The following is a 25,183-nucleotide window of genomic DNA, read 5'->3' as shown; positions in this document are numbered from 1 at the left end:
CCCCCGGCACCGGCACCGGCGCCTGCACCGGCACCGGCACCGGCCCCGCCGCCGCCACCGCAGATCCGCATCCAGCTGCCGAACGGGGCGCCGGTCGTGATTCCGCTGCCGTTCTGACGCCGACGGCTCAGCGGGGCCGCAGCACGATCTCCGTCGGGTGCGCGTCGGCCGGTGTCTGGACCGCCTGGCGCACTGCCCGCGCCACGGTCGACGCCTTCAGGAAGCGTTCCGGTTCGTAGGTGCGGCCCTCGCTCGCGACGATCGCACGCTGCATGTCGGTGTCGATCCGGCCCGGATGCACCGACGTCACCCGCAGCGCCGGCTCCTCCTGTCGCAGGACGTCGGAGAACGCGCGCAACGCGAACTTGCTGGCGGCGTACGCACCCCAGCCGGCCTTCGCGTTCAGCCCGGCCCCCGAGTTGAGCAGCACGACATGGCCGTTCGCGGCCCGCAGCGCCGGAAGGAGCAGACGCGTCAGCTCCACCACCGCCACCACGTTCGACTCGAACATCTCCCGCCACTGCGCGATTCCGCGGTCGGCGATCGTCCCGAGCTCGGCGAGGCCCGCGTTGTGCACCAGCACGTCCAACCGGTCGATGCCCGAGCAGGCCGTGGCCACCGCCTCGTGGTCGAGCAGGTCGACCGGCCACGGCGCCGCCGCCGGGATCTCCTCGCAGATCGCCCGGAGCGACTCCGCTCGCCGGCCTCCGAGCAGCAGGTCGTGGCTGGGGGCGAGTTCCCGGGCGATGGCGGCGCCGACGCCGCGGCCGCCGCCGGTGATCAGGGCTGAAGGTCGCATGCGACGACCCTAGGCGAGGATCCCGGTCGATGCGTCGTCCGTGGCCGACCCCACGCGCGGCGGCCGCGGAAAGCGCATCTCCACAAGCGCTTTCGGACGCGACAGCAGATGCTCGCGCAGCACGTTGCGCACCCGGGTGCGCAGCCGGCAGTCGCACCCGGCCACCACGCCGGCCATGTCGATCCCCGCGCGCCGCCCCAGCGCGACGGCCCGCGGAAGATGGAAGTCCTGGGTGGCGATCAGGGCCGTCGTGACGCCGTAGACCTGGGCGGCGCGATGGCAGGTGTCGTATGTGTCGAGCCCGTACGGGTCAGTGGCGATCACTTCCCGTCCCACGCCGTGCGCCACCAGATAGCCGGTCATCGCCGCGATCTCGTCTCCGGACCGGCCCCCCGCGTCGCCTGAGACCAGCACGCTGCGCGCGCGGCCGTCCGCGAGCAGCGCGACGGCGACGTCGAGGCGCCCGCGCAGCATCGGCATGGGCCATCCGTTCCGGACCCGGGCACCCGGCACGATCACCACCGGCGCCGTCGGCGCGTCGGCGAGGGTGTACAGCCGCCCCGCCGCGGGCGCCGCGACCCGGGCCGAGACCCCGGCCAGTGCCAGCGTCCCTCCGGCCACCCCGATTGCGGTTCCGGTCACCGTCCGTCGCCACCTCGCATTTGTGCGCATGCGCCCCACGCTACGGACCGTCGTAGCGAGAATGGACGCATGGACCCGGTGGACGCCCTGCGGGAGGTCGCGTTCTGGCTCGAACGCGGCCGGGCCGAGAGCTACCGCGTGAAGGCCTACCGCCACGCCGCCGACGTCGTCGCCCGGCTGAGCCCCGAGCAGCGCGCCGCGCGGCGCCGTACGGACAGCTGGACGGCCTTGGCCGGTGTCGGCCCGAAGACCGCCACCGTGATCCGGGAGGCCTTCGACGGGGTGCCCGCGTACCTGCAGCAGCTGCGCGTGGAGGCCGAGCCGATCGGCCGCGGCGGCGCGGAACTGCTGGCGGCCCTGCAGGGCGATCTCCACGTGCATTCGGACTGGTCGGACGGTGGCAGCCCGATCGCCGAGATGATGCGGACCGCCGCGGCACTCGGTCGACGATACTGCGCGCTGACCGACCACTCCCCCCGCCTGAAGGTGGCCAACGGGCTCACGGCCGAGCGGTTGCGCACCCAGCTGGGGATCGTCGCCGGCCTCAACCGCGTCCTCGCGGACAGCGGCCGCCCCTTCCGCATTCTCACCGGGATCGAGGTGGACATCCTCGACGACGGCACCCTCGACCAGGACGAGGGTCTGCTCGCCGAGCTCGACGTCGTGGTGGCGAGCGTGCACTCGAATCTGCGGGCCGACCGGACGGTCATGACGAAGCGGATGCTGAAGGCGGTGCAGAACCCGCACGTCGACGTGCTCGGGCACTGCACGGGCCGGCTGGTGCAGGGTGGGCGCGGAACCCGCCCGGAGTCGCGGTTCGACGCCGAGGCGGTGCTCTCGGCGTGCCGCGACCACAGCACCGCGGTGGAGATCAACGCGCGCCCCGAGCGGCAGGACCCGCCGGAGCGGCTGATCGACCTCGCTCTGAATCTCGGGTGCCGCTTCGCGATCGACACCGACGCGCACGCGCCCGGGCAGCTGGACTGGATCGGGTACGGCTGCGAACGGGCCGCCGAACGCGGGGTCGAACCCGGGGACGTGATCAACACGTGGCCGGTCGAGGACCTGCTCGCCTGGACCACCGGCCGGACGGGTTGACGGGTCAGCCGGTGGCGGCCTCGTCGGCCGGGACCGCGGCCGGTGGGCGGCACTCGGCGTCGAGGAGGACGCGGGCGTCGGCGGCGAACCGGCGGACCTGTGCGTCGGTCCAGACCTGGGCGGGCACTCCCCCGCCGAGCAGGTCCCTGGCCAGGGTCGGGGACTGGCCGAGCGGTGCGTCGCTGCCGGCGATGACGATGTTGCCGTAGCGACGGCCCTTGAGCATCGCCGGATCCGCGATGATCGCGGTGTGCTCGAAGACGCTGCCGATGGTGGCCGCCTCCCGCCGGGCGGTGGTCAGATCCCGGGTGTCACCACAGTTGACGACGTAGACGCCGCCCGCATCGAGCACCCGGCGGGCGTGCCGGGTGAACTCGACGGTGGTCAGCGCGACGGGCGTCCGGTTGATCGCGAAGACGTCGCGGACGATCACGTCGCGTGTCGCGTCGGTCAGCGAGGCGAGAACCGACCGCGCCTCCCCCACCCGTATCCGCAGCAGCGGGGCACGGGGCAGGTCGAACCAGTCCCGGACGAGTTCGGCGAGCCGGCCGTCGATCTCGACCACCACCTGCCGCGCGTTCGGATAGGTCGCGGCGAGATAGCGGGCCATGGAACAGGCCCCTCCGCCGAGGTGCAGCACGCGCAGCCGCTCGTCCCGGGGCCGCTGTGATTCGAGCAGTTGCGCGATCCACCGCATGTACTCGAACTCGAGCAGCATGGGATCGGCGAGATCGATGTGGGAGCTGGGCACCCCGTTGATCTCGAGCACCCAGCCGTTCGGCAGATAGCGGTCCTTGACGAGCTCGCAGGTGCCGGTGTCGATGTCGTAGATGCCCTCGGCCGGACCGCGACCGGACCCCGGCGCGGCCCGACGCTCCCGCTGCCTGCCCATGGCATCGAGGGTAGCCGGGCCGCGAGTGCCGTCGGGATCGGGTCTCCGGGCGCGCTCGGTCGGTGCGCTCCGAGGGTTCCTGGCCGAGGGAACCGAGCGCGCCTGCGCGAAGGACTGTCGATTGTTCTTCGGCCTCCTGTATCGGCGCGAGAAGTACTGGGACGAGACCGATTACGAGGACGGTTATGACGACGAGTCGTGGCGTCGGCGGTCGGTGGACAACTCTCGCCGCATCGGTGGCAGCACAGGGTAGTTGTCTGCGATCAGGCCCAGGATCTGTTGTGCGACAGTGGGTTATAGCTGCATGGAGGAGCGGGTCCGCTGATGCCGGAGGGCGTGGGAGGACTGCCTCGACCGTCTTGTGAGGACCCGATCCGGGTGATCGGCGAAAGCGAACGCCCCTCCCGCCTCCCACGGTGCGTCCCGCTCCGTGTCATCGGGTTGATGGTGAATCGCCGGTGTCGCGGACGGGGACCTACGAGGACGTACGGGATGTCGGATATGTTGTCCGACAATGTCTCTACGCGGTAGAGCTGCGGATCGCCGACCACCGCGCGCCCGGCGAACCTGGTAGCTCTCTAGCTGATATGAAGCTTGCAAGCAAGCATTCCGAGGGGTAATCTGTCTCACAGTCGCGTTGCACTCCAAGCGCGGGGTCAACCGAGAGGCGGTCATCCGATGCAGAAGAAGTCGCCGAGCGCTTCGACGCTGGAAGAACCACAGTTCATGAAGACGGCCGGGCTGCGTGTCCGCTACCGAGTCCGGGGCGACGGGCCGGCCCTGCTGATGATCAACGGTATCGGCCTCCCCCTGGAGTTCTGGCGTCCGCTCGAGGCGCGGCTCGGGCGGTTTCGGACCATCACAGTCGACCCGCCGGGCTCGGGGCATTCCTCGGTCCCCCGCGGCCGCTTCGGCCTCCGCGAGCACGCGGGCGTCATCGATGATCTCCTCGAGCACCTCGGGATCGACTCGGCCGGCGTGCTCGGCCTGTCGTTCGGCGGGATGGTGGCGCAGGAGCTCGCGCGCCGGAGTCCCGGACGCGTCGAGAAGCTCGTGCTCGCCTCCACGAACTGCGGCCTGGGCGGCATGCCCAGCCCGCCGAGGGCGTTGACCGCCGTCTTCAACCCGGTGAGCTTCTACTCCCCGGCGTATTTCCGCAAGGTCGCCCCGCTGATATACGGCGAGGGGATCGTCGGCGATCCCGCGCTCCTCGACGAGCACCTCGAGATCCGCCGGGACTGCCGGCCGTCGTTGCGGGGCCATGTCGTCCAGCTCCGCGCGGCCTTCGAGTGGACCAGTCGACCGTGGCTGCGCCACCTGCCGATGCCCGTGCTCGTGATCGCGGGGAGCGACGATCGGCTCGTGCCGACTGTCAACGGCCGGATCATCGCCAAGGCCGTCCCTCGCGGCCGCCTGGAGATCATCGAGGGGGGCAGTCACCTGTGCGTGCTCCAGGAGACCGCCCGGGCGGCGCAGCTCATCGGGGACTTCCTCGATGAGCACTGAGCCGGCCGTGCCCTGCGATACTGCGCACCTGTTCCACGGGCTTCGAGCGTGTGTTCAGCCCCGAGCGTGTCAGTAAACTCGCCTGTATGAGGAGACCGTCGGCGCAGCTCGGGGAAATCATCCGACGGCAGCGAGAATTCAACAAATTCACCCTGCGGCAGTTCGCCGAGATGGCCGGGATCTCGAATCCCTACCTCTCGCAGATCGAGCGCGGACTGCGCGCCCCATCGGCAACCGTCATCGATGCCATCGCACGCTCCCTGAACATCAGCGCCGACATTCTCTACGAGCAGGCCGGCTTTCCTGCAGGCGACCGCGACGGCGACGACGCACGTGCAAGAATCGAAGCCGCCCTCGAGGCCGACCCGGTCCTCGCGCCTCGACAGCGACGCGCCCTGATGGAGATCTACGACGCCATGGTGATGGCGGGTCCGGTTCCTCGCCCGCGCCGCCGCAGTTAGTCGTCGCCGGATGATGCTCGGCAGTCGACCCGCACCAAGGATTCCAGGTTCCAGATCACGGCGGGTGGGAAGCTGCGCCTGCCGAGGATCGGGGACGTCGAGGCCCGACGGTCTCGGGGAGCTGCCGTCGCAGCCGTCGAGCGGACCGAACAATCGAGGACGCGGCCGGGCCGGTACATCTCGACGAAGCAGACAAGCTATGGGGCGGTTGCGCCTGGGGGCTGATAGTCGGCGTCGGGTAAGGGGCGTCGGCAGATTTCGTGGGCTTCGTCGGCCGAGATGCCGAACATACGCAACAGGTCCTCGGTGACCTGGTCGGTGGCCTCCGCGTCGTCACGTTCGGGGTGATCGTGCAGCAGTTGACCCAGGCATAGTGCGGCCCCTGCAGCGATTGTCATGCCCAGTTCGGGATCGCGCACGCTGAACCGGCCCGAACGGGCGGCTGCCTCGATGTCTCGGCGAGCTCTCGGCGCCAGGCCCTTGTCCGAGCCGATCAGACTCAGACCGTTGCTGAGCAGCACCTTGCTCAGTTCGGGATTCCTGCGATGGAGGCGTCCGGTCAGACGGAAGCTCTGGGCAAAGACCTGGGCAGGGTCGTCCAGATCTGCGGTCAGTTCGTCGAGCGTCGCGCCATGGCGGTCGAGGGCCTCCTCCACGGCAGCGTGGAAGAGCTCCTCTTTGGTCTGGAAGTGGTTGTAAAAGGACCCCATTCCGACATCTGCGGCTTGGGTGATCTCGAGGATCGGGGCGGTCGGTTTCCCTGCCGCCATGAACGACTGGGCTGCGCGTACGAGTGCGGCGCGGGTACGTGCCTTGCGCCGGTCCAGGCGGTTCGGTGCATCGGTGCTCTGCTCGGTCATGCCTGCGTGCCCTTCTCTCTGATCCGTCTGACCTGGCCCTACCCTACGGCGTGCCATCAATTGTGACGAATTCCTCAAAAACTCTTGACTGACGATATCTTCGTAAGTGACGATATCGTCATAACTCGAAGGGAGTGGTCAATGAGTGTCCACCATGACCCGCATACCGGTCTGCACAGTGAGCAGGGCGCGCTGGCGGGCGAGCACCGGGGGAAGGCCGCCGAGCCGATCATCAAGGTGTTCGACCTCGCGTGGCTGGAGTTCGAGAAGCCCGACCTCGAGCGGGCGGAGGCGTTCGCCCATGCCTTCGGTTTTGCGACGGCGCTTCGAACGGCGCACGAACTGCAGTTGCGCGGTGCGGACCCCGGGTCGCCCTGCGTGCTCATCCGCCGGGGCCCGCGTTCGCGGTTCGTCGGTCCCGCCTTCCGGGCAGCCGACTCGACCGACGTGCTGCGACTCGCGGACGCAGTGGGAGGCGCGGTCGTGCCCCTCCCCGAGAGCCTCGGCGGGATCGCCGTCGATCTCGTGGATCCGAGCGCGCTGGGAGTCCGCGTGGTGTCCGACACGCTCGAGTTGCCGGCGCTGGCCGCCCAGGCTCCGCTCCACTGCAATTTCGGACACGACGGCGGACGGGTGAACGCCACCCAGCGGCCACCCCGCGCGCCGGCCACCGTGCAACGGCTCGGTCACGTCGTGCTCCAGACGACGAAGTACCTCGAAACGCTCAACTGGTACCTCGAGCACCTCGGACTGATCGTCAGCGACTTCCTCTACTACCCGGGGCAACGGGTCCGGGGCCCGGTCATGAGCTTCATCCGCTGCGACCGGGGCGCCACGCCCACCGACCACCACACGCTCGCGATGGTTCTCGGCCCGGCCGACCGCTATGTGCATTCGGCATATCAGGTCGCCGACCTGGACTCCCTCGCGGCAGGAGGCGAGTACCTGCTCGACCGGGGCTACCGCCGGTCCTGGGGCATCGGCCGGCACATCCAGGGCAGCCAGATCTTCGACTACTGGCGCGACCCCGACGGATTCATGGTCGAGCACTTCAGCGACGGCGACCTCTTCGACAACACGCTCGACGCGGGCTGGGCACCGATGACCGCGTCCGGACTGGCCCAGTGGGGGCCGCCCGCCACCAAGGACTTCCTCGGACTGAGCCCCGGCCGGGACTCACTTCAGGAACTGCGCGCCATCGTCCACGCGCTGCGCGGCGACAACGAATTCGACCTCCACCGCCTACGCGGCCTTCTGAAAGTTGCCAGCTCATGACCATCTCTGTCCTCCGCACCGCCGACGCCTGGTGGGTCGTCACCCCCACGGGTGCCGCCCGGGTAGACACCGAGGCGACCACCACCGCCCAACTGCTGGCCGACCGACCGGCCGTGGAGGCGGCGGCGTCCAGCGGGGGCACCGTGCCCGTCGAGACCCTCTCGTTGCTCTCCCCGGTCACCGCCCCCTGCCGTGTGGTCGCACAGATGACGAACTTCGCCTCACACGTCGAGGACGCCGGGATGAACCCCGACACCATCCCGCTGACCTTCTTCCGCAAGGCATCCGGTTCGATCAGCGGCCCCCACGACGACGTGATCCGTCCTGCCCATGTCCGGCTACTGGACTACGAGGTGGAGATCGGACTCGTCTTCGGGCGCGAACTCCCCGTCGGCACCACGATCACCGCAGAGACTCTCGCCGATCACGTCGCCGGCCTGGTTGTCACCAACGACATCTCCGCGCGCGACGTCCAGCTTCCCAAAACGCAGTTCTACGAGGCCAAGTCCTACCCGACGTTCACCCCGGTCGGTCCCGCGCTCGTACTGCTCGACGCCGACGAACTGAAGCGGTTCACCGACCTGCGCCTGCGGCTCTGGGTCAACGGAGAGCCGCGCCAGAACATGACCGTTGCCGACATGATCTACCGGCCGGCCGAGACTCTGCAGGCGCTGACCCGGTTCCAACGCCTCGATGCCGGGGATCTGCTGTTGACCGGAACACCGGTCGGGACGGCGCTGAGCGCCCCACCGAAGCCGATCGAAATCCTCTCCGCCCTGCTGCCGCCGGCAGTCAAATGGAAGCTCTTCTTTGCGGGCCAGGCCAGGAATTCGAACTATCTGCAGGACGGCGACGTCATCGAAGCCACCGTCGCCACAGACGACGGGACAATCGACTTGGGGCGGCAGCGCACGGTGGTGAGGTACGCGCGATGACCACCGACCTGCTGTGGCCGCGGTACGCAGCGCCCACGGATGTGACGGCGATCGAGGCCGTGCCGCTGCGAGATCGGGGGCTTCCGGAGTCCACCTATGCCTTGCTCACACGAGCGGCCCGCAGGTGGCCGGACCGCCTCGCGCTCACCGTCCTCCCGGACGCCGCACGGTGGCGGGAGCCGTTGCAGCGCAGTTTCTCCGAACTGCTCGACGACGTTCACCGTTACGCGAACCTGCTCCATCGTCTGGGCGTGCGGCGCCACGACCCGGTCGCCTTGATGGCGCCCAACTGCGCCGAACTGATCCCCGCGACTCTCGCCGCACAGCTTGCCGGCATCGCTGCTCCTGTCAATGCGGCACAGTCGCAGCAGCACATCGCTGAACTGTTGCGCCGCTCAGGTGCCCGGATACTCGTCGCGGCCGGTCCGGAACTTGCGGCCGACACATGGGAGGTCGCGCACAAGATTGCCGTGAGCGGATCGGTGGACGCAGTGCTGGTCCTGCGGCCCACCGGTGCCGCCGGCGCGCCCGAGGACCTGCCCGAAGTCGACGGAGTGCGGATCGGCTATTTCAGTGCGCTGTCGGCCGACAGCGACCCCTCCGGCTTCGTCGGTGATCCCCCCCGTGGGTTCGACGTGGCGGCACTGCTTCACACCGGTGGTACCACCGGTGTTCCGAAGCTGGCCGCCCACACCCACGACAACGAGGTCGCCAATGCCTGGATGCTGGCCGCGAACTCGTTGTGGGACTCGGACTCCGTCGTATTCGCCGCCCTGCCGCTGTTCCATGTCAATGCCTTGGTCGTCACGCTGTTGGCGCCGTTGTTCAAGGGGCAGGGTGTGGTGTGGGCCGGCCCGCTCGGCTACCGCGACCCGGTGCTGTTCAGCGAATTCTGGAAGATCGTCGAGCACTACCGCATCGCGTCGATGAGCGCGGTGCCCACCGTATACGCGGCCCTTGTGGAGCGCCCGGTCGACGCCGATATCAGCAGTCTGCGATTCGCCATGGTCGGAGCCTCGCCTCTACCGACTGCGCTCGTCGAGAAGTTCCAGGAACACACGAGTGTGCCCCTTCTCGAAGGCTACGGCCTGACGGAGGCAACCTGCGCGAGTGCACGCAGCTTCCCCGACGCGCCACGGCCCGGCGCGGTCGGCCTGCGGATGCCCTATCAGCAGGTCAAGGTGGTACGCGTCCGCGCCGACGGCACCTGGGAAGATCTGCCCACCGGAGCGACCGGTGTGCTGGCAATCAGCGGTCCGACGGTGTTCGCCGGCTATGCTGCCGCCTACGACGATCACGGACACGTGCTCGACGGCATGGGGAAACTGGTCGACGGGTGGCTCGATACCGGCGACCTGGCGCGCGTCGACAGCGACGGTTTCATCTACCTGGTCGGACGCGCGAAGGACGTCATCATCCGGGGCGGGCACAACATCGATCCAGCGGTCATCGAAGACGCCCTACTGGTCCATCCGCAGGTCACCGCGGTCAGCGCGGTGGGACGCCCCGATGCCCACGCCGGCGAAGTGCCCGTCGCGTACGTCACCGTCGTCGCAGACGCCGGCATCACCGAGGAGGAGCTGCACGCCTGGGCGGGCGAGCGTGTCCCCGAACGGGCCGCGGCACCCAGAACGGTGACCATCCTCCACGCCTTGCCCGTCACGGCGGTAGGCAAGCCCTACAAGCTCGCACTGCGCGCCGACGCGACACGGCGCGAGCTCGATCATGCACTCGCCGGCATCGCAGGGGTCGCCGGCATCCATGCGTCCGTGGAGGACGGTTCGATCCTTGCGACCGTCGAGATCGACAGATCTGCCGACGAACCGACGGTCAAGGCGATCTTGGGCCGATATGCGATCAATTGGAAGGTAATGGTGCGCAAATGACCACCGCATCCCTAGTCTTGGCAGTCTCGCTCGCAGTCTTCTACCTTCTGCTCGGCGTGAGCAAGGTATCGGCAACCTCGCCGATGCGGGAACGGGCAGCCCACGTCGGCATTTCCGTCGGCACGTATCGGGGTATCGGTGCGCTCGAGGTCGCCGGTGCAGTCGGTCTCCTGATCGGCGGACTCGTGCCGGCGGTCGGCGCCGCGGCCTGCGTCGGGCTCCTGCTCCTGATGGTAGGTGCCGTCGTTACGCACGTACGTAACGGTGATGGGTTGCGTGAGATGGCGCCCGCCATCCTCGTCAGCGCGCTGATCCTCGCCTACCTCGTCGTCCTGTTCGGATCGATCCGATGAGCGAGCGGGTTGTCCCGGTCGTCATCGTCGGTGCCGGGCCCACCGGACTGACCGCCGCCACGCTGCTTGCCCAGCACGGTGTCGAGTGCCTGATACTCGAGCGCTGGGAGGGCGTCTATGCGCAGCCGCGGGCGGTCCACCTCGACGGTGAGATTCACCGGATCGTCGCGCACCTCGGGATCGCCGACGAGTTCGCGGCGATCTCCCGGCCGTGCCTCGGGTTGCGGCTCCTCGACCGGAACATGCGAGTTCTCAACGAATTCCACCGAGACCCGGGTCCGGGCGTACACGGCTACCCCGAGGCCAACATGTTCGATCAGCCGCAGTTCGAGGAGATCCTGCGCGCCAATCTGGAACGGTACCCGGGGGCCTCTCTGCGCGGCGACGTCGAAGTAACCGGGCTGGCCGACGACACGGCAGCCGGCATTCGCGTCGACTTCACCGGCCGACGCACCGGTGTGCACGAATCGGTGCGGGCCGGATACGTGTTGGGCTGCGACGGCGCCAATAGTTTGATCAGAGGCCAGATTCAGGCAACGATGCGGGACCTGAAGTTCGAACAACGCTGGCTGGTGGTCGACGTCGCTACCACCGCAGACCTCGGCGAGTGGGAGGGCGTGCACCAGGTGTGCGACCCCGTGCGCGCGGCAACGTACATGCGGATCGGAAAAACGCGCTACCGCTGGGAGTTCCGTCTGAACCCCGGTGAGAACGCCGAGGACTATCGCGAAATGGCCCGGCTGCATCCCCTCATCTCGCCATGGGCAAGGAACACACCGGCCGAAGACCTGGAGCTGATCCGATTGGCCGAGTATACCTTTCGAGCCCGAATCGCGGACCGATGGCGCGACCGGCGCGTGTTTCTGCTGGGCGACGCCGCCCATCTCACACCGCCGTTCATCGGACAGGGGATGGGGGCAGGGATGCGCGACGCGATGAACCTCGCCTGGAAACTTGCAGGCGTCCTCCGTGGGGATCTGCCCGAGAGCGCACTGGACACCTACGAGATCGAACGCAAACCCCACGCGCTGGCACTGATCCGGCGGGCCAAGTTCGTCGGAATGGCCATGACCGAGGGCGGTGAACTCGGTAATCTCATCCGCCGCGTCGCCTTACCGCTGTTGCACCGAGTGCCGGGCCTCAGCGACAGGATCATGGACAACGAGACCCCTGCTCTTCACCGTTCCAGTCTCATCGAGCGATCTCGACTACGCAGAAGCCGAGCGGGCCGCCTGATCCCGAATCCGGTCCTCGAGGAGGGTCGCCGATTCGCCGAGGTCGCCGCCGGCCGGTTCGTGGTGGTCACCTCCGTCTCCCCGACCCCGAAACAGCGCACCGCCATCGAACAACGGTGTGGCACAGTCCTGTTGGCTCGACCGGACACCGATCTGCACCGCTGGCTACGCCGCGGCCACGCGCGCGCTGCCATCGTCCGGCCCGACGGCACCGTTCTTCGTAGCGGCAGCGAACTGTCCGCCCTCTGCGCCGCCCTGCCCCGCTTCCACACCGACCACTCGCCCACGTTCCTTACACGGTGAGCCACCCCTGAAGGAGTCCCCACTGCGCACGCGACATGGTCCGCGAGGCGACCTCCGAACTTTCATGATCATCGCAGCCCTCCGCACCGCCCGGTGGGGCCAGCCGAAGCTGCGGCCTGCCGCACCGACCGGGGATGATCGAGGACGAAAGCACGCAGACTGTGGGTCACCCTCGGTGAACTCCACCGTGTGATTGCCGCCCCGTGCCCGGCAGACCCGGCCTTGACGCACGGACGCCGGTCACCGCATGCGCTGCGGCCGAGGCCACGCCCTCGTCCGGCGTACCAGTAGTGCGGCGCCATCTCGAGCGGTGTGAGGCACTATGGACGGAGATGATCGCCTTGTCCTGAAAAGGGAGCCGGTATGCCGCCGCACCGTTCCACCGAGTCGCCATTCCGCAACGGTGCGGGTAGCACCGCCCTTGTCGCAGGCATCACCGCCGCCGTATTCGCCTTCGTTCCCCTCATCGGTGACCTGATCACGATTCCCGCCGGGCTGGCCGCGGTGGTCTGCGGCTGGGTCGGCCTGGACCGGGTGGACAAGGGCCTGGCAACGAACCATCGGGATGCCCTCACCGGCGCCGTCCTCGGGACCGCGGCACTGTTCGTGGTGTTCCTCGTCTTCGCCGCAACCCACAGCTCCGGCGGATGACCACCGGCCCGCCATCGGGACCCGGCGACCGTGGCGAGTTCGGTGCGCGTGGTGCGCCGGGGTCCGGCGCAGTAGGGGATACGGCGCCACTGCTTCGGCGGGTCGGCGGCGATCATCTCGTCGGCCGTGCCCGGCCGTGAGTCCGCACGACGGTACTTCGAAACACCTACGTGTTGATCAGCGCATCCCCAGAAGTCGGCGCACGCCACGAATCCGGCGATTCTTACGGATCGTGGTGGCCAGTCCGCGCCGCCGGCCGGTGACGGGATCGACAAGCGGCGTGCCGCCGAAGCCGCGTTCGGATGCGGTCTCGGGAGCGGCGTCCGCAGTGTCTTTGAGGTATTTGTTCGGCAGCGACAGTTTCGCGATTGTGCGCCACGTCTTGAGGTACTGCACAGCGAGCGGACCGCTGGTGTAGGGCAGATCGTACTTGCTGCACAATCCGCGCACCCGCACGGCGATCTCGGCATACCGATTGGATGGCAGGTCCGGGAACAGGTGGTGCTCGATCTGATAGCTGAGGTTGCCGGTCATGAAATCCGTCAACGGGCCACCGGAGATGTTGGCGCTGCCGAGCATCTGTCGCAGATACCAGCGTGACTGGGTCTCGTTGTCGACGTCAGCCTTGGTGAACTTCTCCGCGCCGTCGGGAAAGTGCCCACAGAAGATCACCGCGTTGGTCCACAGATTGCGGATCACGTTGGCAGTGGCGTTGGCCGTCAGGGTGGACTTCCACGCCTTACCGGTGAGGGCCGGGTACAACACATAGTCCTTGCCGATCTGTCGGCCCACCTTCTGGCCCACCTCACGCAGCTTACGGCTGGTTTCGGCGCGGTCGTCGCGGCCTCTGGCGACCTTGCCGAGTTCGAGGTGTTGGATGGCGACGCCGTATTGGAACAGCAGCGCGAGCAACGCGTTGTAGACGAGGTTGCCGGCGTTGAACGGCTTCCACCGTTGGTCCCGGGTGACCCGGATCAGGCCGAATCCCACGTCGTCGTCCATGCCCAGGATGTTGGTGTACTTGTGGTGCAGGTAGTTGTGGGTCTGCTTCCAGTGCGCCGACGGGTCGGCGTTGTCCCATTCCCAACTCGCGGAGTGGATCTCGGGGTCGTTCATCCAGTCCCATTGCCCATGCATCACGTTGTGCCCGAGCTCCATGTTGTCGATGATCTTCGACACGCCGAGCAGACCCGTGCCGAGCAACCACAGCGGACGGCGACGGCTGCCGAGCAGAACCGCGCGCCCGCCCAGTTCCAGGCTGCGCTGCAACCTGATGGTGTTGCGGATGTACCGGGCGTCGCGTTCGCCGCGGGATTCCTCGATGTCGCGACGGATGGCGTCGAGCTCTCGACCGAGGGCCTCGACATCCGCGTCCGTCAGATGGGCGAATTCCTGAATATCCGAGATGGCCATGCGGCTACCCTAGCGTAAGTTACGGAACCGTAAGTTACGGCATCGTAAGGAGATGGTGACTGCCGAAGCTCCTCCGTGCGCCGACGCAGATGGCGATCACGATGCAACTGCGGCAACGCCGCGCCCACACCGTGATCGCCGACCTGGACACGACCGCACGGCAGCGACTCGGCGACGGCGCCGACGGCCCCAGGGTCTACTACTGGGCCGCTGCCCCGATCGGACCCATACGCGAACGCGGTCGCGGCCACCGCCCGGCGGCCCGCCGCTCGGCGATCGGAGAGTCAAGACCACCGGGTCGGTACGATCGTCCTCCGGCTCGTGGCACCGACCGCGAACGTGCCGGCGACGGCCGCGACGATCAGCAGCACGGCCGGGGCCGGGGCCAGCCACCACGGGGATGCGAGCAGCACCGCCAGCACCAGCATCGCGATCAGCAGCGCCGTCGGGTCGGGTCGGGTGCGGGTCTCGCCGAGCGTCGTGTACCGGCGGAACCGGCGTCCGTCCTCCATGTCAGTGCGTCCCCTCGATCGCGCGAGCGGTCTGGGCGTGCGAACCCCATCCCACGTGCGCCTCGGACCGCATCTTTTCGCTCATGTGCGGGTAGTGCAGCTCGAACGCCGGGCGCTCGGAGCGGATGCGCGGCAGCTCGGTGAAGTTGTGCCGCGGCGGCGGGCAGCTCGTCGCCCACTCGAGGGAGTTGCCGTAACCCCACGGGTCGTCGACGGTCACGACCTGCCCGTACCGGTAGCTCTTGAACACGTTCCACAGGAACGGCAGGGTCGAGGCGCCGAGCACGAAGGCACCGATCGTCGAGATGACGTTCAGGGTGGTGAACCCGTCCGACGGCAGGTAGTCGGCGTAGCGGCGCGGCATGCCCTCGTTGCCCAGCCAGTGCTGCACCAGGAACGTGGTGTGGAAGCCGAGGAAGGTCAGCCAGAAGTGCCACTTGGCGAGGCGCTCGTCGAGCATGCGCCCCGTCATCTTCGGGAACCAGAAGTAGATGCCGGCGTAGGTGGCGAACACGATGGTGCCGAAGAGCACGTAGTGGAAGTGCGCGATGACGAAGTAGGAGTCCGTCACGTGGAAATCGAGCGGCGGGCTGGCGAGGATGACGCCGGACAGGCCGCCGAACAGGAAGGTGACGATGAAGCCGACCGAGAACAGCATCGGCGACTCGAACGTCAGGTGGCCCTTCCACATGGTGCCGATCCAGTTGAAGAACTTCACGCCGGTGGGCACCGCGATCAGGAAGGTCATGAACGAGAAGTACGGCAGCAGCACGGCGCCGGTGGCGTACATGTGGTGCGCCCACACCGCGATCGAGAGCGCGGCGATGGCCAGGGTCGCGTAGACCAGACCGGTGTAGCCGAAGATCGGCTTGCGCGAGAAGACCGGGAAGATCTCGGAGACGATGCCGAAGAACGGCAGCGCCAGCACGTACACCTCGGGGTGACCGAAGAACCAGAACAGGTGCTGCCACAGCATGACGCCGCCCGTGCCGGGGTCGAAGATGTGGGCGCCGAACTGGCGGTCGACGAACAGGGCGATCAGCGCCGCCGCGAGGAGCGGGAAGATCAGCAGGATCAGCAGCGAGGCGATGAAGGTGTTCCAGGTGAAGATCGGCATCCGGAACATGGTCATGCCGGGGGCGCGCAGGCACACGATCGTGGTGATGAGGTTGACCGCGCCGAGAATCGTGCCCAGACCGCCCACGGTGAGGCCGAGGATCCACAGGTCCGCCCCCACACCGGGAGAGTGCAGCGAATTCGTCAGCGGCACATACGCAGTCCACCCGAAGTCCGCAGCGCCGCCGGGAGTGAGGAAGCCGGCCGCGGCCGAAAGTCCGCCGAAGACGTAGAGCCAGAAGCCCACTGCATTGAGCCGGGGAAAGGCCACGTCCGGCGCGCCGATCTGCAGCGGCAGCAGGTAGTTGGCGAAGCCGAAGAACACCGGAGTCGCATACAGCAGCAGCATGATCGTGCCGTGCATGGTGAACAGCTGGTTGTACTGCTCGTTCGACAGGAACTGCAGACCGGGCACGGCGAGCTCACCGCGGATGAGCAGCGCCATGAGACCGCCGATGAGGAACCACGCGAAGGCCGCCACGATATACATCACGCCGATGACCTTGTGGTCGGTGGAGGTGACGACCGTGAGGATCGTCGAGCCCTTCGGGCGGCGGGTCGGAGGATACGGCCGCTGCGCGTCCGGCCTCCTCAGTATCGGCGCGACATCAACCATGACCACGACTCCTGACTTCGGCCCCACCGTCGTCCGTGTGGGGCATCGAGCTCCGACCTGCTGCCGCGAGAGGGTGGATCCGCGTCCTCCCGTTCGGCCGACGAGACGGCGGCGCACGCATTCGTCCCGGAACGGAACGGAGCCGTCGACCGTCGGCGCGCTGACTCTTGCACCGTCGCATCGGCATCGGCAATGAGACGTGGAGCACGTCCGCGGTGCGGCGAAGGCTCGGCGGCGTGTGCCGGCAACGGCCGCTGCGCCCGATCGGGCGGGACGGGCGCGGGTGCCGAGGCGGTAGTCGATCGGACCGAAACGTACTGATCAACAGGTTGTTCCACAGCTGTGGATATTCTCGGGCGCGGACGAGCCGGGCGGTGCGCGCCCCGCTCGCACACCGGCGGGACCGGGATCGCTCCCTCGGCTCTGTCGTCGTCGGCGGGACCGAGGACTCGGAGAAGGGGTCCGAAGTCCCCCGCCGGCTGTGCCCATCGGCCGGAGCACTCCGGCGGCCACCGAAGGGACCGAGTGGCCGGGGCGGCCGGGCACCTCGTCCCGTGACGGTCGACGGGTCGCTCGGCAGTCCGGAAAACCACTTCCCACAAGATATCCGGCCCGGGACCTTGGTCCCGGAGCCGACCGGCACTCGGCCTCTTACCGTCAGTCGTCGAACATGATGACCTGACGCACGGCCAGCCCGTCGGCGAGCTGGTCCATGGCCTCGTTGATGCGCGACAGGGGGATCCGTGAGGAGATCAGTTCCTCCACCGGGAGCCGGCCCTCCCGCCACATCCGCGCGTACTGGGGGATGTCGCGGCGCGGCACGGCCGAGCCGAGGTAGCTGCCGACGATCGTGCGCGCCTCCGCGGTCACCGTCAACGGGGAGATCGCCGCCGTCGCGGTCGGCGCGGGCAGACCGACCGTCACGGTCGTGCCGCCGGGCGCCGTGAGACCGAATGCGGTCTCGAACGCCCGTGCACTGCCGGCACACTCGATGACGTACCGGGCCTTGACGCCCCGCTCGACCGCCTCGCCCGGCGTGTAGGTCTCGTGTGCCCCCAGCTCGCGGGCGCGACGGAGCTTGTCGTCGAGGGTGTCGATCGCGACGATGCGCGAGACGCCCTGCGCGACGGCCGTGATGAGCGCCGCCATGCCGACCCCGCCGAGGCCGACGATCGCGACGCTGTCCTGTGGCCGCGGCCGGGCCGCATTGAGGACGGCACCCCCGCCGGTGAGCACGGCACAGCCGAGCACCGCGGCGACGTCGGGCGGCACGTCGTCGTCGACCGCGACAGCCGACGCGCGGTCGATCACCGCGTGCGTCGCGAAACCCGAGACCCCGAGGTGGTGGTGCACCGGCCGGCCGTCGCGGTGCAGGCGACGACCGCCGTGCAGCAGTTCCCCGGCGTTGTTGGTGGCGGACCCGGCGGTGCAGGGCAGCCGGCCGTCCTCCGCGCAGCTGTCGCACGCCTCGCATCGTGGCAGGAACGACATGACCACCCGCTGCCCGACCCGGAAGTCGTCGACGGAGGAGCCCACCTCGACGATGCGGCCGGCCGCCTCGTGCCCGAGCAGCATCGGTACGGGGCGGACCCGGTTGCCGTCCACGACGCTCAGGTCGGAGTGGCACACCCCGGCCGCCTCGATCCGTACCAGCACCTCGGTCGGTCCCGGCGCGTCGAGCTCGAGTTCGGACACGCTGATCGGTTTCGACTCGGCGAACGGCCGCGGCCGGCCGATCTCCTCCAGGACTGCGCCGGTGATCCTCATCTGCCGATACTCCTCGGGGCCGGGGGACGGTTTCCGTATCCCACCGTAGGTCTCGTGCGGAAAGGTTGGTGGGCGTCGGCACCGATCGGTGCGCCGTTTCGGACAGAAACAACGGTCGGGACGCATGTAGGTGTCCGATTTCCGACACCTCGCGACGGACGGTCCACCTGCCCCTCGGCGCGCGCCCGCGCCGGGACGGTCGCACAATGATGCGATGCCGGACCGCGGATTCACCCACACGCAGCTCGCCGCGCGGGCTGCCTACCTGCTGCGCGGCAACGACCTCGGCACGATGACCAGTGCCGCCCCGAAGCTGTATCCGCACATGTGGAGCTGGGACGCGGCGTTCGTCGCGGTGGGGCTGGCCCCGTTGAGCGTCGAGCGGGCCGTCGTCGAACTCGACACCCTGCTCTCGGCGCAGTGGCGCAACGGCATGATCCCGCACATCGTGTTCGCGAGCGGGGTGGACGGCTACTTTCCGGGTCCGGCGCGCTGGGCCTGCACCGATCTCGCCGCCGCCGCGCCACTGGGCCCGCAGACGTCGGGCATCACCCAGCCGCCCGTGCACGCCGTCGCGGTGCAGCGCATCCTCGACCACAGCCGCCGGCACGGCCGCAGCACCCGCGCTGTCGCCGAGGAGTTCCTGGACCGCCGCTGGCCCGACCTGGTGCGCTGGCACCGGTGGCTGGCCCGCGCCCGGGACCTCGACGGCAACGGCCGCATCGCGCTCTACCACGGCTGGGAATCGGGCATGGACAACTCGCCCCGGTGGGACGCGGCCTACGCGAACGTCGTCGCCGGGGCGGTGCCGACGTTCCGGCGCGAGGACCTCGCCCACGTCGGCGACCCGACTCAGCGGCCGACGGACGCCGAGTACGCCCGCTATCTGTGGCTGCTCGAGGAGATGAAGGAAGTGCGCTACGACGACGACGCCCTGGCCACGGCCATGAGCTTCGCCGTCGAGGACGTGTTCGTCAGTGCCGTGTTCGCCCTCGCGTGCGACGTGCTCGCCGTCATCGGGGAGGAGCATTCGCGCCCGAACGCCGACGTCCGCGAGTTGCACGAATACGCGGAGCGGTTCCGCCGCGGCGTGCTCGACACCACCGATCCGCGCACCGGCGCCGCCAAGGACTTCGACCTGCGCAGCGGCCGCTGGATGGCCACCGACACGCTCGCGATGTTCGCGCCGTTGCTGTGCGGCGGCCTGCCCCGCGGCACCGAACGGGCCCTGCTGCGCACCTTCGAGGGCCCGAAGTTCTGCGGCCACCCCGACCTGCGCTACGCGGTGCCGCCGTCCACCTCCCCCGTCTCCCGGGACTTCCGTCCGCGCGAGTACTGGCGGGGGCCGGTGTGGCCGGTGATGACGTGGCTGTTCTCGTGGACGTTCGCCCGCCGCGGCTGGGCGGAGCGCGCTCATCTGCTGCGAGCGGAGGGTCTGCGGCAGGCCAGCGACGGCTCGTTCGCCGAGTACTACGAGCCGTTCACCGGCGAGCCGCTCGGCAGCATGCAGCAGTCGTGGACCGCGGCCGCGGTGCTGGACTGGCTGGGGTGAGGTGGTGTCCCCCGTACCCGTCCGGGGCGGGGGACACCACGGGACTCACAGAGCCCCGAGTGCCTCACAGGCCTTGCGAACTCCCTCGCCGTAGGCCGGATCGGCCCGGGTGCAGTTGGCGATGTGCCGCTCGATCGTCGCCGCCGATGCCCCCGTGATGGCACGCGCGGTGTTCTCGAACAGTGCCGTCTGCTGCTCGGCGGACATGCCGCGGAACAGGATTCCCGGCTGCTCGAAGTAGTTGTCGTCGTCCGCGCGATGATCGAACCGGTCCGCGACCGCGCCCACCGCGAGCGGCGGTTCGGCGTACCGGGACTGCTCCCGGAAGCGGCCGTACGAGTTCGGCTCGATGCTCGGGACGCTGCCCTGGTTTCCGTCCACGCGCATCGCGCCGTCGCGGTGGAAGGAGTTCACGTGCGCGGCGGCCCGCGGGCAGTTCACCGGGATCTGATGGTGGTTCACGCCGAGCCGGTAACGCGCGGCGTCCCCGTACGAGAAGAGCCGGCCCTGGAGCATCCGGTCGGGTGAGAACCCGATGCCGGGAACGATGTTCGCCGGGGAGAAGGCGGCCTGCTCGACGTCGGCGTGGTAGTTGTCCGGGTTGCGGTTCAGTTCCAGCTCGCCGACCTCGATGAGCGGGTAGTCCTTCTTGGACCACACCTTGGTCAGGTCGAAGGGGTGGTACCTGTACGTCGCCGCGTCGGACTCGGGCATGATCTGCACGTACAGCGTCCACTTCGGGTGGTTGCCGGATTCGATCGCCTCGTACAGGTCCCGCTGGGCGGATTCGCGGTCGCCGGCGATCACGGCCGCGGCCTCCTCGTCGGTGAGGTTCCTGATGCCCTGCTGGGTGCGGAAGTGGAACTTCACCCACGAGCGGGTGCCCTCGGCATCGACGAACGAGTACGTGTGCGAGCCGAATCCGTGCATGTGCCGGTACCCGTCGGGGATGCCGCGGTCGGACATGACGATCGTGACCTGGTGCAGTGCCTCCGGCAGGTTGGTCCAGAAATCCCAGTTGTTCTCGGGGTCGCGAAGATTGGTCCGTGGATCCCGCTTCACGGCGTGGTTGAGGTCGGGGAACTTGAGCGGGTCGCGGAAGAAGAACACCGGCGTGTTGTTGCCGACGACGTCCCAGTTGCCCTCCTCGGTGTAGAAGCGGACGGCGAACCCGCGGATGTCGCGTTCGGCGTCGGCGGCACCGCGCTCCCCCGCGACCGTGGAGAAACGGACGAAAACCTCCGTCTGCTTGCCCACGGCGGAGAACACCGCGGCCCGGGTGTGCCGGGTGATGTCGTGCGTGACGCGGAAGGTGCCGAACGCTCCGGAACCCTTTGCATGCATGCGTCGTTCGGGGATGACCTCGCGGTCGAAGTGCGCGAGCTTCTCGAGGAACCACACGTCCTGGAGCAGCATGGGTCCGCGCGCCCCGGCCGTGAGACTGTTCTGGTTGTCCGGCACCGGCGCGCCGGCGGCGGTGGTGAGTCCGTTGTGGTCGGTCATCGATCACTCCTGTCTGGTCACCCCGGGCTGGTGGGGTGAACGTCTCTGCGCTCAGGAGTGTTTCCTGAGGAGCGGTGTCCCGGAGTCTCAATTTGACACGGGCACTTGATGTTCGGAATCAGAGGGTGATGCCGAACTCGCGGATCTTGCGGTAGATCGTCGCCCGCGACATGCCGAGCGCCTTCGCGGCCGCCGCCTTGTCGCCTCCGTGCAGGGCCAGTGCGTCCACGATCGCGTCCCGCTCGAGGGACTCGAGCCGGGTCAGGTTCCGGCGGGTCGTCGCCCGGCACTCGGCGGGCAGGTCCGCGAGCTCGACGGTCCCCGAGCGCCGGCGCCGGCAGGTCTCCTCGAGGACGCTGCGCAGATGGGTCACGTTCCCCTGCCACGACAGCCGCATGAGCTGGTTCGCCGCGGTCGGCGAGAGCGTGAGGTCGGTGGCGCCGCCGGCGTCGAGGAGGAAGCGCACCAGATCGGGGACATCCTCGAGATGATGGCGCAGCGGGGGAACGGAGAGCGTCTTCGGAAAGAGCCGGAGCAGGGAGTGGGTGTCGCTCTCCTCCTGCGGGGGTTGCATGGTCAGCGCCACCCACGGGTCGTCCGGAAGGGTGTCCGGCGTGACGGTCTGCAGGAGCTGGCCGAGACCGGCGAGATCGGCGTCGCCGAGGGCGTGGGCGTGCAGCACCGCCAGGTCGGAGCCGCCCTCGAGCGCGGCCGACGCCTGCTCCAGCAGCTCCCCGCCGCCGACCGCGGCCGCGTCGAGCACCGCGAGGCCGCGGTCGCTCCGGACGTGCTCGTGTGCGGCCCGGACCAGCGCGGTCTTGCCGACGCCGGGTTCGCCGTCGAGCACGAGCCATTCCCGGCGCCGGCAGGCCTCGACGACACCGTGGACGGTGTGCTGCCACTGCGCGCTGCGACCGGCCAGCGCGCGCAACGCCGGCTGTTTCGCGGCCCGCGGGCTCCGGGTCCGGGCGAGTTGCTCCTTGATCCGCACGACCCCGCCCGCGAGCCTGTCCTCGACGAAGGTCGGCTGGTAGGACAACCGCGCCGTGATCCCGCTCGGCAGGTCGGCGAGCATCGTGAACGGTTCGGCCCGCCCGCGGGCGTCGCGGGTCCGGTCGATGATCGCGGCCTGGTCGCGGGAGTCGAACTGCTGCTGGGTCTGGGCGTTCATCATCAGGACCTCGTCGCCGACGGCGATGACCGGGCGACCCGAATGCTGGCAGGCCGCGTGGTAGTCGTGCAGGAGGGCCCGGTCCAGTTCGTTGGCCTCCTCGAGGATCCGTTCCCTGATGCGGGTGGCGGCCAGCTTGGCGAAGGACAACAGCAGCGAGTTCGTGTTCTCGGTCTTGGTGGTCAGGTCCACGACGCCGAGGAGCGTCCCGGTGATCGGGTGTGTCACCAGGGCCCCGGCGCAGGAAAACAACCGCAGGTGCCCGCTGTAGTGCTCGTCCCCCCGGATCAGCAGGGGTGCACCGACCTCGAGCGCGGTCCCGATGCCGTTGGTCCCCACCTGGGACTCGGCGTAGCGGAAGCCGGGAGCGAGGTCGACCCCGTCCAGGGCGGTCAGCAGGCCGCGGTCACCGCCGTAGCGGCTGAGCACGGTGCCCTTGGCGTCGGTGAGGATCAGGGACACCGGCTCGTTCTCGATCTCCGCCGACAGCGCGGACAGCACCGGGCGGGCCGCGCGGGTGAGGACGGTGTCGACCGGGAGCGGTTCGACGTAGCCGGCGCTCGGACGGTCCACGTCGACCTTCGCCGCGCGCGACCGCAGCCACGAGACCCGCAGCCAGTTCCGGACCCGGCGGTCGCCGGGATCGTCCGAGGCCTGATCGGCCGAGTGGAACGACTCGCGTGCCTCCTGGAGCGACATGTGGTCCTGGGAACTGCTCCGGCTGAATTCACCCACCTCGGTCTCCCGGTCGTCTCGAGTTGTCACGGGGACATTCTCATCGGGCCCTGCGCCCACAAGGGTAATAACGCCGAATGTGACCTGCGTCTCACATTGAGACAGATCCGGCCGGTGCCCGCGGGTTGTATCTGCATCCACACCCCACCGTCCACGGCTGGCACAGAGCCGGCTCCCGATCCAGGAGGCGCACATTGAGTAGGCAGAGCCTGACCAAGGCCCATGCGAAGATCACCGAGCTGTCGTGGGAACCGACGTTCGCGACGCCGGCCACCCGCTTCGGCACCGACTACACGTTCGAGAAGGCCCCCAAGAAGGACCCTCTCAAGCAGATCATGCGGTCCTACTTCCCCATGGAGGAGGAGAAGGACAACCGGGTCTACGGCGCGATGGACGGCGCCATCCGCGGCAACATGTTCCGGCAGGTCCAGCAGCGCTGGCTGGAATGGCAGAAGCTGTTCCTCTCGATCATCCCCTTCCCGGAGATCTCGGCGGCCCGCGCGATGCCGATGGCCATCGACGCGGTGCCCAACCCGGAGATCCACAACGGGCTCGCGGTGCAGATGATCGACGAGGTTCGTCACTCGACGATCCAGATGAACCTCAAGAAGCTGTACATGAACAACTACATCGACCCGGCCGGGTTCGACATGACCGAGAAGGCGTTCGCGAACAACTACGCGGGCACCATCGGCCGGCAGTTCGGGGAGGGCTTCATCACCGGTGACGCGATCACCGCGGCCAACATCTATCTGACCGTGGTCGCGGAGACCGCCTTCACGAACACCCTGTTCGTGGCGATGCCCGACGAGGCGGCCGCCAACGGCGACTACCTGCTGCCCACCGTGTTCCACTCGGTACAGTCCGACGAGTCGCGGCACATCTCCAACGGCTACTCGATCCTGCTCATGGCCCTGGCCGACGAGCGGAACCGGCCGCTGCTCGAGCGGGACCTGCGGTACGCGTGGTGGAACAACCACTGCGTGGTCGACGCCGCGATCGGCACCTTCATCGAGTACGGCACCAAGGACCGCCGCAAGGACCGCGAGAGCTACGCCGAGATGTGGCGGCGGTGGATCTACGACGACTACTACCGCAGCTACCTCATCCCGCTCGAGAAGTACGGGCTGACCATTCCGCACGACCTCGTCGAGGAGGCGTGGAAGCGCATCACCGAGAAGGGCTACGTCCACGAGGTGGCCCGGTTCTTCGCGACGGGCTGGCCGGTGAACTACTGGCGGATCGACGCCATGACCGACGCCGACTTCGAGTGGTTCGAGCACAAGTACCCGGGCTGGTATTCCAAGTACGGCAAGTGGTGGGAGAACTACAACCGTCTCGCCTACCCCGGCCGCAACAAGCCGATCGCGTTCGAGGAGGTCGGGTACCAGTACCCGCACCGCTGCTGGACGTGCATGGTGCCCGCCCTCATCCGCGAGGACATGGTCGTGGAGAAGGTGGACGACCAGTGGCGGACCTACTGCTCGGAGACCTGCTACTGGACCGACGCCGTCGCGTTCCGCAGCGAGTACGAGGGCCGTCCCACCCCGAACATGGGCCGCCTCACCGGCTTCCGTGAATGGGAGACCCTGCACCATGACAAGGACCTCGCCGACATCGTGCAGGACCTCGGGTACGTGCGCGACGACGGCAGGACCCTCGTCGGTCAGCCGCACCTCGACCTCGACCCGAAGAAGATGTGGACCCTCGACGACGTGCGGGGCAACACCTTCCAGAGCCCGAACGTGTTGCTGAACCAGATGTCCGACGCAGAACGCGAGGCGCACGTCGCGGCGTACCGCGCCGGCGCTACGCCGCTCTGACACAAGGCCCGGTGGGCGGCGCCGCGCAGACCCTGCGCCGCCCACCGCACCCAGCACTATCCTTCCAGAGCCCAGGAGA

At 68.6% G+C, this 25,183-nt stretch carries 22 protein-coding genes and 2 pseudogenes; 13 read left to right on the top strand and 11 right to left on the bottom strand.

Annotation, left to right across the window (positions count from 1 at the left end; genetic code table 11):
• Positions 1 to 127 precede the first annotated feature (127 nt).
• Positions 128 to 799, bottom strand: coding sequence for an SDR family oxidoreductase (locus tag G6038_RS05970; RefSeq protein WP_165036528.1), 672 nt, complete (start codon positions 797 to 799; stop codon positions 128 to 130).
• Between the two features lie 9 nt (positions 800 to 808).
• Positions 809 to 1,420 carry a YdcF family protein gene (locus G6038_RS05965; protein WP_165036546.1) on the bottom strand — a complete coding sequence of 204 codons (612 nt, stop codon included), beginning with the start codon at positions 1,418 to 1,420 and terminating at the stop codon, positions 809 to 811.
• Positions 1,421 to 1,510: 90 nt separating this feature from the next.
• On the opposite strand from G6038_RS05965, the gene G6038_RS05960 reads away from it, so the two are divergent.
• Positions 1,511 to 2,539, top strand: coding sequence for a PHP domain-containing protein (locus G6038_RS05960; protein WP_165036526.1), 1,029 nt, complete (start codon positions 1,511 to 1,513; stop codon positions 2,537 to 2,539).
• Between the two features lie 4 nt (positions 2,540 to 2,543).
• Here the strand turns inward: G6038_RS05960 and G6038_RS05955 are convergent, their stop codons facing one another.
• Entirely contained in the window at positions 2,544 to 3,431 is an 888-nt protein-coding gene (locus G6038_RS05955) for a fused MFS/spermidine synthase (protein ID WP_165036524.1), read from the bottom strand.
• Positions 3,432 to 3,552: 121 nt separating this feature from the next.
• Here G6038_RS05955 and G6038_RS31805 point away from each other — a divergent pair, with 121 nt between their 5' ends.
• The 3 genes from G6038_RS31805 (at position 3,553) to G6038_RS05945 (ending at position 5,398) form a co-directional block, all read left to right on the top strand.
• Complete coding sequence (locus G6038_RS31805; RefSeq protein ID WP_276613810.1) at positions 3,553 to 3,684, top strand: hypothetical protein; 132 nt, start codon at positions 3,553 to 3,555, stop codon at positions 3,682 to 3,684.
• A gap of 425 nt (positions 3,685 to 4,109) precedes the next feature.
• The gene (locus tag G6038_RS05950) at positions 4,110 to 4,937 is read left to right on the top strand and encodes an alpha/beta hydrolase (protein WP_165036522.1); all 828 of its coding nucleotides are present in this window, start codon (positions 4,110 to 4,112) and stop codon (positions 4,935 to 4,937) included.
• A gap of 86 nt (positions 4,938 to 5,023) precedes the next feature.
• On the top strand, positions 5,024 to 5,398 hold the full coding sequence (locus G6038_RS05945) for a helix-turn-helix domain-containing protein (RefSeq protein ID WP_165036520.1): 375 nt from the start codon (positions 5,024 to 5,026) through the stop codon (positions 5,396 to 5,398).
• A gap of 197 nt (positions 5,399 to 5,595) precedes the next feature.
• On the opposite strand, the gene G6038_RS05940 is transcribed toward G6038_RS05945, so the two are convergent.
• Positions 5,596 to 6,258: a TetR/AcrR family transcriptional regulator gene (locus G6038_RS05940; protein WP_165036518.1), complete on the bottom strand. Its 663-nt coding sequence runs from the start codon at positions 6,256 to 6,258 to the stop codon at positions 5,596 to 5,598.
• Positions 6,259 to 6,399: 141 nt separating this feature from the next.
• Here G6038_RS05940 and G6038_RS05935 point away from each other — a divergent pair, with 141 nt between their 5' ends.
• The 6 genes from G6038_RS05935 (at position 6,400) to G6038_RS05910 (ending at position 12,896) form a co-directional block, all read left to right on the top strand.
• The gene (locus G6038_RS05935) at positions 6,400 to 7,533 is read left to right on the top strand and encodes a VOC family protein (RefSeq protein ID WP_165036516.1); all 1,134 of its coding nucleotides are present in this window, start codon (positions 6,400 to 6,402) and stop codon (positions 7,531 to 7,533) included.
• Entirely contained in the window at positions 7,530 to 8,468 is a 939-nt protein-coding gene (locus G6038_RS05930) for a fumarylacetoacetate hydrolase family protein (protein WP_165036514.1), read from the top strand. Before G6038_RS05935 ends, G6038_RS05930 begins: the two co-directional genes overlap by 4 nt.
• Positions 8,465 to 10,354, top strand: coding sequence for an acyl-CoA synthetase (locus G6038_RS05925; RefSeq protein ID WP_165036512.1), 1,890 nt, complete (start codon positions 8,465 to 8,467; stop codon positions 10,352 to 10,354). Before G6038_RS05930 ends, G6038_RS05925 begins: the two co-directional genes overlap by 4 nt.
• Entirely contained in the window at positions 10,351 to 10,707 is a 357-nt protein-coding gene (locus tag G6038_RS05920; RefSeq protein WP_165036510.1) for a DoxX family protein, read from the top strand. The genes G6038_RS05925 and G6038_RS05920 overlap by 4 nt, the downstream gene beginning before the upstream one ends.
• Entirely contained in the window at positions 10,704 to 12,245 is a 1,542-nt protein-coding gene (locus tag G6038_RS05915; RefSeq protein ID WP_165036508.1) for a bifunctional 3-(3-hydroxy-phenyl)propionate/3-hydroxycinnamic acid hydroxylase, read from the top strand. Before G6038_RS05920 ends, G6038_RS05915 begins: the two co-directional genes overlap by 4 nt.
• Positions 12,246 to 12,608: 363 nt before the next feature.
• Complete coding sequence (locus tag G6038_RS05910; protein WP_165036506.1) at positions 12,609 to 12,896, top strand: hypothetical protein; 288 nt, start codon at positions 12,609 to 12,611, stop codon at positions 12,894 to 12,896.
• 8 nt (positions 12,897 to 12,904) lie between these two features.
• Here G6038_RS05910 and G6038_RS05905 read toward each other — a convergent pair.
• Positions 12,905 to 13,039 (bottom strand): annotated as a pseudogene (locus G6038_RS05905) (IS701 family transposase); the annotation flags it as partial.
• A 34-nt stretch (positions 13,040 to 13,073) separates the two neighbouring features.
• On the bottom strand, positions 13,074 to 14,309 hold the full coding sequence (locus G6038_RS05900) for a fatty acid desaturase (RefSeq protein ID WP_165036504.1): 1,236 nt from the start codon (positions 14,307 to 14,309) through the stop codon (positions 13,074 to 13,076).
• Positions 14,310 to 14,377: 68 nt separating this feature from the next.
• Here G6038_RS05900 and G6038_RS31155 point away from each other — a divergent pair.
• Positions 14,378 to 14,581 (top strand): annotated as a pseudogene (locus tag G6038_RS31155) (IS701 family transposase); the annotation flags it as partial.
• Between the two features lie 12 nt (positions 14,582 to 14,593).
• Here G6038_RS31155 and G6038_RS05895 read toward each other — a convergent pair.
• From G6038_RS05895 to G6038_RS05885, 3 genes are all read right to left on the bottom strand, one after another.
• Positions 14,594 to 14,821, bottom strand: a complete 228-nt coding sequence (locus G6038_RS05895; RefSeq protein WP_165036502.1) for a hypothetical protein — start codon at positions 14,819 to 14,821, stop codon at positions 14,594 to 14,596.
• A gap of 1 nt (position 14,822) precedes the next feature.
• Positions 14,823 to 16,553 carry a cytochrome c oxidase subunit I gene (gene ctaD, locus G6038_RS05890; protein WP_165036500.1) on the bottom strand — a complete coding sequence of 577 codons (1,731 nt, stop codon included), beginning with the start codon at positions 16,551 to 16,553 and terminating at the stop codon, positions 14,823 to 14,825.
• A gap of 657 nt (positions 16,554 to 17,210) precedes the next feature.
• Positions 17,211 to 18,320: an alcohol dehydrogenase catalytic domain-containing protein gene (locus G6038_RS05885; protein ID WP_165036498.1), complete on the bottom strand. Its 1,110-nt coding sequence runs from the start codon at positions 18,318 to 18,320 to the stop codon at positions 17,211 to 17,213.
• 214 nt (positions 18,321 to 18,534) lie between these two features.
• Between G6038_RS05885 and G6038_RS05880 the strand changes: the two genes are divergently transcribed.
• Complete coding sequence (locus G6038_RS05880; protein WP_165036496.1) at positions 18,535 to 19,872, top strand: glycogen debranching protein; 1,338 nt, start codon at positions 18,535 to 18,537, stop codon at positions 19,870 to 19,872.
• A gap of 45 nt (positions 19,873 to 19,917) precedes the next feature.
• Here G6038_RS05880 and G6038_RS05875 read toward each other — a convergent pair whose 3' ends face one another.
• A complete protein-coding gene (locus G6038_RS05875; protein ID WP_165036494.1) occupies positions 19,918 to 21,375 on the bottom strand; it encodes a catalase in 1,458 nt (485 codons plus the stop codon).
• 118 nt (positions 21,376 to 21,493) lie between these two features.
• Complete coding sequence (locus tag G6038_RS05870; protein ID WP_165036492.1) at positions 21,494 to 23,311, bottom strand: helix-turn-helix domain-containing protein; 1,818 nt, start codon at positions 23,309 to 23,311, stop codon at positions 21,494 to 21,496.
• A 164-nt stretch (positions 23,312 to 23,475) separates the two neighbouring features.
• On the opposite strand from G6038_RS05870, the gene G6038_RS05865 reads away from it, so the two are divergent.
• A complete protein-coding gene (locus G6038_RS05865; RefSeq protein WP_165036490.1) occupies positions 23,476 to 25,104 on the top strand; it encodes a methane monooxygenase in 1,629 nt (542 codons plus the stop codon).
• The last annotated feature ends 79 nt before the right edge of the window (positions 25,105 to 25,183 follow it).

This window comes from Rhodococcus sp. 14C212 (genome assembly GCF_011058195.1).
In the GTDB taxonomy this organism is placed as follows: Bacteria; Actinomycetota; Actinomycetes; order Mycobacteriales; family Mycobacteriaceae; genus Rhodococcus; species Rhodococcus aetherivorans.
The sequence above is the reverse complement of the archived record's forward strand: the minus strand, read 5'-3'. Positions and strand labels throughout refer to the sequence as shown.

Bases quoted from the DNA above. Each gene is read 5' to 3' on its own strand.
- G6038_RS05900 (WP_165036504.1), bottom strand. From the start codon at position 14,309: ATGGCCATCTCGGATATTCAGGAATTCGCCCATCTGACGGACGCGGAT.
- G6038_RS05935 (WP_165036516.1), top strand. From the start codon at position 6,400: ATGAGTGTCCACCATGACCCGCATACCGGTCTGCACAGTGAGCAGGGC.
- G6038_RS05920 (WP_165036510.1), top strand. From the start codon at position 10,351: ATGACCACCGCATCCCTAGTCTTGGCAGTCTCGCTCGCAGTCTTCTAC.
- G6038_RS05940 (WP_165036518.1), bottom strand. From the start codon at position 6,258: ATGACCGAGCAGAGCACCGATGCACCGAACCGCCTGGACCGGCGCAAG.
- G6038_RS05915 (WP_165036508.1), top strand. From the start codon at position 10,704: ATGAGCGAGCGGGTTGTCCCGGTCGTCATCGTCGGTGCCGGGCCCACC.
- G6038_RS05955 (WP_165036524.1), bottom strand. From the start codon at position 3,431: ATGGGCAGGCAGCGGGAGCGTCGGGCCGCGCCGGGGTCCGGTCGCGGT.
- G6038_RS05925 (WP_165036512.1), top strand. From the start codon at position 8,465: ATGACCACCGACCTGCTGTGGCCGCGGTACGCAGCGCCCACGGATGTG.
- G6038_RS05970 (WP_165036528.1), bottom strand. From the start codon at position 799: ATGCGACCTTCAGCCCTGATCACCGGCGGCGGCCGCGGCGTCGGCGCC.
- G6038_RS05880 (WP_165036496.1), top strand. From the start codon at position 18,535: ATGCCGGACCGCGGATTCACCCACACGCAGCTCGCCGCGCGGGCTGCC.
- G6038_RS05960 (WP_165036526.1), top strand. From the start codon at position 1,511: ATGGACCCGGTGGACGCCCTGCGGGAGGTCGCGTTCTGGCTCGAACGC.
- ctaD (WP_165036500.1), bottom strand. From the start codon at position 16,553: ATGGTTGATGTCGCGCCGATACTGAGGAGGCCGGACGCGCAGCGGCCG.
- G6038_RS05875 (WP_165036494.1), bottom strand. From the start codon at position 21,375: ATGACCGACCACAACGGACTCACCACCGCCGCCGGCGCGCCGGTGCCG.
- G6038_RS05930 (WP_165036514.1), top strand. From the start codon at position 7,530: ATGACCATCTCTGTCCTCCGCACCGCCGACGCCTGGTGGGTCGTCACC.
- G6038_RS05895 (WP_165036502.1), bottom strand. From the start codon at position 14,821: ATGGAGGACGGACGCCGGTTCCGCCGGTACACGACGCTCGGCGAGACC.
- G6038_RS05910 (WP_165036506.1), top strand. From the start codon at position 12,609: ATGCCGCCGCACCGTTCCACCGAGTCGCCATTCCGCAACGGTGCGGGT.
- G6038_RS05950 (WP_165036522.1), top strand. From the start codon at position 4,110: ATGCAGAAGAAGTCGCCGAGCGCTTCGACGCTGGAAGAACCACAGTTC.
- G6038_RS05885 (WP_165036498.1), bottom strand. From the start codon at position 18,320: ATGAGGATCACCGGCGCAGTCCTGGAGGAGATCGGCCGGCCGCGGCCG.
- G6038_RS05945 (WP_165036520.1), top strand. From the start codon at position 5,024: ATGAGGAGACCGTCGGCGCAGCTCGGGGAAATCATCCGACGGCAGCGA.